Raw genomic sequence first — 6,792 nt, forward strand, 5'->3', positions numbered from 1 at the left:
GGTCCGCACTGTCGCCCGCGAAGACAGCAATCCAGCCGGCCGGCTGCGCGTCGCCACCTCCGGCGGTGCCTGGTCGGCGCGCGCCGTGATCAATGCCACCGGCACCTGGACCCGGCCGTTCTGGCCGATTTATCCGGGCCAGTCCAGCTTCCGCGGACGGCAGCTTCACGTGGCGGACTACGTGGCCGCGGCAGAGTTCCGCGGAAGGCACGTGATCGTGGTCGGCGGCGGCATTTCGGCCGTCGGGCTGCTCGACGAGATCTCCAAGGTCACTGCCACCACCTGGTTCACCCGGCGCGAACCGGTCTGGCGCGACGCCGCCTTCGACCGCCAGGCCGGCCACGACGCCGTCGCCCTCGTCGAGGAACGGGTCCGGCAGGGCCTGCCGCCGCAGAGCGTCGTGGCAGTGACGGGCCTGATCTGGACCCCCGCCCTGCGCGCTGCCGCCGCCCGCGGCGTGCTGGACCGCCACCCGATGTTCACCGGCATCGAGCCCGGGGGAGTGCGGCTTGCGGACGGCAGCTTCCTGGCCGCCGACGTGATCCTCTGGGCTACCGGATTCCGCGCCGAGCTGGAGCACSTCGCGCCGCTGCACCTGCGCGGGCCCGGCGGCGGCATCGCCATGGACGGCACCCGCGTCGCCGCGGAGCCTAGGGTACATCTGGTCGGCTACGGCCCGTCGTCGTCCACCATCGGGGCCAACCGCGCCGGCCGGGCCGCCGTGGCCGGCATCGTCAACCTGCTGACCGGCCCGGCATCCCGCCAAGCCCTGCAATCCACCCAGGCCTGAACCGGAATGGATACCGGAACGGCCCGACAAGAAACGGCGGCACCCCGGATGGCGGACAACAGCCTGGATTCCCTGTTCTCCCGCCTCCGGCGATTCCCGGACGTTGAGGCCGCCAACCTGCAGGCCTGGGACGCCACCGACCGGTTGCTGCTGGACACCGCGGCGGAATTGCAGGCCGCCGGCGGGGCGCCGACCGGGGGCAGAACCGCCGTCGTCGGTGACCGCTACGGCGCGCTGACCCTCGGCGTGCTGGCGCTGGGCGTGCTGCCGGCCGAGGGGAGCGGCGCCGTCCGGGTGCACGAGGACCTGATCACCGGCGAACGCGCGCTGCGCCGTAATGCCGCTGCCGCCGGCTTCGCCGACGGGTTCGAACAGCTCCCGCTGGAGGCCGCCGTCGACGGCGCGGAGCTGGTCCTGCTCCAGTTGCCCAGGTCCCTTGCCGAGCTGGAAGAGATCGCCGACGCCGTCGCCCGGCGCGCCGCGCCCGGTGTGGTCCTGCTGGCGGGCGGCAGGGTCAAGCACATGAGCCTGGGCATGAACGCTGTGCTGGACCGTTACTTCAGCGAGGTGCAGCCCCAACTGGCACGGCAAAAATCACGGATCCTGCTGGCCCGCGGCCCGAAAGCGGTCGACGGCGCCCCGCGGTTCCCCCTCACGGAGCGCAACGCCGAGCTGAACCTGACGGTCTGTGCCCGGGGTGCGGTGTTCGCCGGCACCGGGCTCGATATCGGAACCCGCTTCCTGCTGGACTTCCTGCCGGACCTTCCCAGCGCCGCGCACGCCGTCGACCTCGGCTGCGGCACTGGGATTCTGGCGTCGCTGTACGCCCGCAGCCACCCCGAGGCCCGGGTCACCGCCACCGACCGGTCCGCGGCCGCCGTCGAATCCGCCCGGGCGACCGCCCGTGCCAACGGCCTGGACGGGCAAATCGAGGTCCTGCAGGACGACGCGATGAGCACCCTGCCGGACGCGTGCGCCGAGCTGGTGCTGCTCAACCCGCCCTTCCATCTCGGGGCCGCGGTTCACGCCGGCGCCGGGATCAAGCTGATCGAAGCCGCGGCCCGGGTCCTGGTGCCCGGCGGCGAGCTGTGGACCGTCTTCAACAGCCACCTGCGCTACCAGCCGGCGCTGGAACGGCTGGTCGGCCCCACCCGCGAGGCGGGCCGAAATCCGAAATTCACAGTCACCGCGAGCGTTCGCAGGCCACGACCGTAGCGCCACCGGCGGCGGCTGTCGCGTGGCCGGGCGGAATCCTCGCAACTGTGAAGCCGGAGGGTGCGGGATCGGGGCCCCGTGTGACGTAGCATGCTGACATCAGCAGTGCTCCGCCGAAGGCCTTAGAACACAGAGGTATCAGTGACTGAGATCCGCACACCCTCGCCGCGGCGCGGTACCAACCTTCCGCGGATGGGGGACTTCAACCTCACCGTCATCCTGGACGCGATCCGGCGCGCCCCGGGCGGGCTGAGCCGGGTGGAGCTCGCACAGATCGTCGGACTTTCGCCGCAGACCATCTCCAACATCTCCCGCCGGCTGCTGGACCAGCGTCTCATCGTCGAGGCCGGCAAGGAAGGCTCCGGACCAGGCAAGCCGCGGACCATGCTCCGGCTCAACCCGGGCGGCATGTATGCAGTCGGCGTGCACCTTGATCCCGCGGTCCTGACCATCGTCCTGCTGGACCTGGTTGGCGCCGTCGTCCAGCACGCAAGGATCACGACCCCCTCAGGCGCCGAGCCGGAATCCATCATCGCCATCATCGCCGCCGCCATCGGGCAGCTGATCGAGGACTCCGGCGTGGACCGCACGAAGGTCGCGGGGCTGGGCGTCGCCTCGCCGGGACCGATCGACCTCAAGGAAGGCGCGGTAGTGGATCCGCCGCTGCTGCCGGGCTGGGAACGCGTTCCGCTGCGCGACGCCCTTGCCGAAGCCACCGGGCTGTCCACGCTGCTGGACAAGGACGTGACCAGCTCCGCGGTGGCCGAGACCTGGGCCGGCGGTCCGAGCGGCGCCGGCAGCTTCGTCTTCATGTACATGGGAACCGGGATCGGCTGCGGGATCGTCCTCAACGACGAGGTCATCCGCGGCAGCTCCGGCAACGCCGGGGAAATCGGACACATCATCGTGGGCCCCGACGGTCCGCTGTGCGACTGCGGCCAGCGCGGCTGCGTGAAATCCTCGGCCATCCCGCAGGCGCTCGTGGCCAGGGCCGAGGCCGCCGGCGTGCTGGTGGGCGCCCGCACGGATCGGAGCGCTCCGGCCGTGCAGGAAAACTTCGCGGAACTCTGCGCGCTGGCCTACGGCGGCAACGAGGCGGCGATGGAGATCATCAGGGAGTCCGCCGTGCTGGTGGGCCGGGCCGTCTCCGCGGTCACCAACGCCCTGGACGTGGACCGCGTCGTGTTTGGCGGGCCGTTCTGGAGCTGCCTCGCGCCGGCGTACCTGGAACAGATCCCGGCCCTGGTCCAGGAGAACAGTGCCACCCGGAAGATCCACGGGATCGAGGTGGTGGGCACGGGCGTGGGGGAGGACGTGGCCGCCGTCGGCGCTGCCTGCCTGGTCCTGGAGCACACCCTGGCTCCGCGCTCCCAGCGCCTCCTGCTGGAGGGCTAGGCCCCGAACCGTCGGTTGCCCTCGTCCGTTGCTCCTAGACCCTGCCCCAGCCCCTGCCCGAAACTACAGACGTCAGTCGATGTCCTCGATGACGGTCCCGTACGGGATGGTCTCGTCCAGGTGGGCCTGGTGGTCGTGCGGGTGGATCACCACCCGGACCCCGTGCCGCTTGTCCGCGGCCGACTGCATCAAAATGGGGCGGACGGCGTTGATCACGCCCTCGCTCTGGCCGGCGAGGTACTCCTGGTAACTGGCTGGTAGCTGGATCATGCCCTCAGGATAGACCTGCGCCGCGGCCATGGGGAGGGCCGAAAGAACGAACCCACTTCGCCGAAGAATCTTCTGCCGCGGGCCCTTCGGCGGCGTAAAGACACGTCTTAATTCGGCGAATGGCTTGTCCGGGCCGTTTGCCGGCCTTAGAGTCGTAGACAAGTTACCGCGGTAACGTGTCAGCGATCCTCCGCTGCAGGCCGGTCCACTGGAAATTCCCAGCGGGCGGCCAAGGAGGATGTGGGTGCCCCCATGTGGGCCTGACATTTGCTCACGGAGACCTTCGTATCAGGCGTACCAGTCGCGGCTGCGTCCTGCTGAAGTTTCCTCCGTGTTCCTCAAACTCAACTCATTGGCGGCAGCGCCGGACTCCGGCCCGCAGCTCGTCGATGGCCCACAGCTAAGGACGCAAATGTCTCCACCAAGCCTCATTGACGCACATCCAAATCTAGCCGGCACGGCCCCCGTGGCCCTGTCTTACGAACTGTTTCCGCCCAAGTCGCCCGCCGCCGCGGAATCACTCTGGACCACCATCGGGGAACTGGAATCCACCAGCCCCGACTACGTCTCCGTGACCTACGGCGCCAGCGGATCCAACCGCGACACCGCCGTCGAACTCATCAACCGCCTGGTGCAGGAGACCACGCTGCGGCCGCTGGCGCACCTGACCTGCGTGGGCAACACCCCGCAGGAGCTGGCCGACATCATCGGCGAACTGCTCGACGTCGGCGTCCGCGGCATCCTGGCCCTGCGCGGCGACCAGCCCAAGGGCGGGGCCCTCCCGGCCGATGGATCGCTGCGCTACGCCCAGGACCTGATCGAGCTGATCCGCCGCGTCGAACAGCGACGCTCGGCAATGCTGTGCGCCGGCAAGGTGGCGGTCGGSGTCGCCGCCTATCCCGCACGGCACCCGGAATCGCCCAGCGAGGGGCACGACGTCGAAGTGCTCCTGGCCAAGCAGCGCTCCGGTGCAGACTTCGCCATCACCCAGGTGTTCTTCCACACCGAGCAGTACGCCCAGCTGCTGTCCCGGGCCCGCCGGGCCGGTGTCACCATCCCGATCATCCCGGGCGTCATGCCGCTGACCAGCGTCCGCCGGCTCACCCGGCTGGGCGAACTGACCGGCGTCGAACCGGCGCCGGAACTCATCGAACGGCTCGCGTCCGCCGCCACCGCCGCCGAACGCAACCGGATCGGGGTGGCCGCCACCGTGGACCTGGCCAACGCGGCCCTGGACGCCGGCGCCCCCGGCCTGCACCTCTACACCTTCAACGAGCACGCCAGCGCGCTCGAGGTGCTGGACAAGCTCGCCCTGCCGCGAGCGCACCGCGGCAGCCAGCGGCCGGCCGGCCGCCGCCAGCTCGCCAGCTGAACCGCCGCCCTGACGAACCCCCCGACGAACCTCACCAATCCAAGGACTTTCCCATGACTGAACAGCAGCCTTCCACCAACGCCACGCCCTTCCCGTCCGCCTCGATCCTCGGCTACCCGCGCATCGGTCGGCGCCGTGAACTGAAGAAGGCCGTCGAGTCCTACTGGGCCGGTAAAATCGACGCCGCCGCCCTGGATGCCGCCGCCAAGGAGATCCAGCTCGGCACCGCCAAGCGCCTGACCGGCCTCGGGCTGACCGAAGCCGCCGCCGTCCCCGGCAGCTTCTCCTACTACGACCAGGTGCTCGACGCAGCCGCCCACCTCGGTGCCGTCCCGGCCCGCTTCGGCAACCTCCTCGACGCCGACGGCCAGCTGGGCATCGACGGCTACTTCACCCTGGCCCGCGGCACGAAGGATGAGCAGCCGCTGGAAATGACCAAGTGGTTCGACACCAACTACCACTACCTGGTCCCGGAAATCGGCCCGGAGACCGCCTTCTCGGTGACCTCCAACCGGATCGTCGAGGAATTCGAGTACGCCCTCGCCAACGGGGTCGAAACCCGGCCGTACCTCGTCGGCCCGGTCACCTTCCTGCTGCTGAGCAAGGCCTCCGACGATGCGCCGGCCGGCTTCAGCCCGCTGTCCCGCCTCGAGGACATCCTCCCCGCCTACACCGCCCTGCTGGAGAAGCTTGCCGACGCCGGCGCCAGCTGGGTCCAGTTCGACGAGCCCGCGCTCGTGGTGGACCAGGACACCCCCGCCGGCGAAGTCCAGGCCGCCGTCGCCCGCGCCTACGAGGTGCTCTCCGCCGCCGCGAACCGGCCCCGGCTCTTCGTCTCCACCCCCTACGGCGCGCTCGATCGCCAGCTCGGCACCCTCGCCGCGACCGGCATCGACGCCCTGCACCTGGACGTCTTCAAGGGCGGCGTCCCCGCCGCCGCGGCGCTGGCCGCGCTGGGCAGCACAACCCTCGTCGCCGGCGTCGTGGACGGCCACAACATCTGGCGCAACGACCTCGCCGCCTCGGCGGCCAAGATCGCCGAGCTGCGCAGGTCCGTCGCCACGCTCGCCGTCAGCACCTCCACCACCACCGCGCACGTCCCGCACGACGTCGAGGAAGAAGTCCAGCTTGAACCGCAGCTGCGCAGCTGGCTGGCCTTCGCCGACCAGAAGACCGCCGAGGTTGTCACCCTCGCCGGGCTGCTGAGCGACCCCGACGCCGTCCAGCCGGCCATCGAGGAGGCCACCCGCATCATTGCCTCCCGCGCCGAGGCCGACGGCGTGCGGCGCGCCGAGGTCCGGAACCGCACCGCCGCCCTCACGGACGCCGACTTCAGCCGCTCCGCGTACGCCGTCCGGGAAGCGGCCCAGGAGAAGACCCTGCACCTGCCGCCGCTGCCCACCACCACCATCGGCTCCTTCCCGCAGACCGCCGAGATCCGGACCGCGCGGGCCCGCGCCAACAAGGGCGAGCTCAGCACGGGGCAGTACGAACAGCTGATGAAGAACGAAATCAAGCGCGTCGTGGAGCTGCAGGAGGAGCTCGGCTTCGATGTCCTGGTCCACGGCGAGCCGGAACGCAACGACATGGTCCAGTACTTCGCCGAAAACCTCGAAGGCTTTGACGTCACCGTGCACGGCTGGGTCCAGTCCTACGGCTCACGCTGCACCCGCCCGTCTATCCTGTGGGGCGACGTCACCCGCAGCGCCCCGATCACGGTGGAATGGGCCCGGTACGCGCAGTCCCTGAC

Annotated in this window: 6 protein-coding genes; 5 read left to right on the forward strand and 1 reads right to left on the reverse strand. The window is 70.3% G+C overall.

Going from position 1 to position 6,792, the window contains the following annotated elements:
* The 3 genes from AB4Y86_RS08675 to AB4Y86_RS08685 all read left to right on the forward strand — a co-directional run.
* Window positions 1-790, forward strand: a 790-nt coding sequence (locus tag AB4Y86_RS08675) for an NAD(P)-binding domain-containing protein (RefSeq protein WP_441401846.1), incomplete at its 5' end; no start/stop codon positions are given.
* A gap of 48 nt (window positions 791-838) precedes the next feature.
* Window positions 839-2,005, forward strand: a complete 1,167-nt coding sequence (locus tag AB4Y86_RS08680; protein WP_441401847.1) for a class I SAM-dependent methyltransferase — start codon at window positions 839-841, stop codon at window positions 2,003-2,005.
* Between the two features lie 141 nt (window positions 2,006-2,146).
* Window positions 2,147-3,400 (forward strand): ROK family transcriptional regulator, encoded by a 1,254-nt coding sequence (locus tag AB4Y86_RS08685; protein ID WP_441401848.1) that lies wholly within the window; start codon window positions 2,147-2,149, stop codon window positions 3,398-3,400.
* 72 nt (window positions 3,401-3,472) lie between these two features.
* On the opposite strand, the gene AB4Y86_RS08690 is transcribed toward AB4Y86_RS08685, so the two are convergent.
* Entirely contained in the window at window positions 3,473-3,670 is a 198-nt protein-coding gene (locus tag AB4Y86_RS08690; protein WP_441401849.1) for a hypothetical protein, read from the reverse strand.
* 412 nt (window positions 3,671-4,082) lie between these two features.
* Here AB4Y86_RS08690 and AB4Y86_RS08695 point away from each other — a divergent pair, with 412 nt between their 5' ends.
* Together AB4Y86_RS08695 and metE are read left to right on the forward strand one after the other, a co-directional pair.
* Window positions 4,083-5,042: a methylenetetrahydrofolate reductase gene (locus AB4Y86_RS08695; protein WP_441401850.1), complete on the forward strand. Its 960-nt coding sequence runs from the start codon at window positions 4,083-4,085 to the stop codon at window positions 5,040-5,042.
* 53 nt (window positions 5,043-5,095) lie between these two features.
* Window positions 5,096-6,792, forward strand: a 1,697-nt coding sequence (gene metE / locus AB4Y86_RS08700) for a 5-methyltetrahydropteroyltriglutamate--homocysteine S-methyltransferase (RefSeq protein ID WP_441401851.1), incomplete at its 3' end; no start/stop codon positions are given.

It is taken from the genome of Arthrobacter sp. 2YAF22_2 (assembly GCF_052114645.1).
Taxonomy (GTDB): domain Bacteria; phylum Actinomycetota; class Actinomycetes; order Actinomycetales; family Micrococcaceae; genus Arthrobacter.

Coding starts and splice junctions, on each gene's coding strand:
- AB4Y86_RS08680 (WP_441401847.1), top strand. CDS start 839: ATGGCGGACAACAGCCTGGATTCCCTGTTCTCCCGCCTCCGGCGATTC.
- AB4Y86_RS08690 (WP_441401849.1), bottom strand. CDS start 3,670: ATGATCCAGCTACCAGCCAGTTACCAGGAGTACCTCGCCGGCCAGAGC.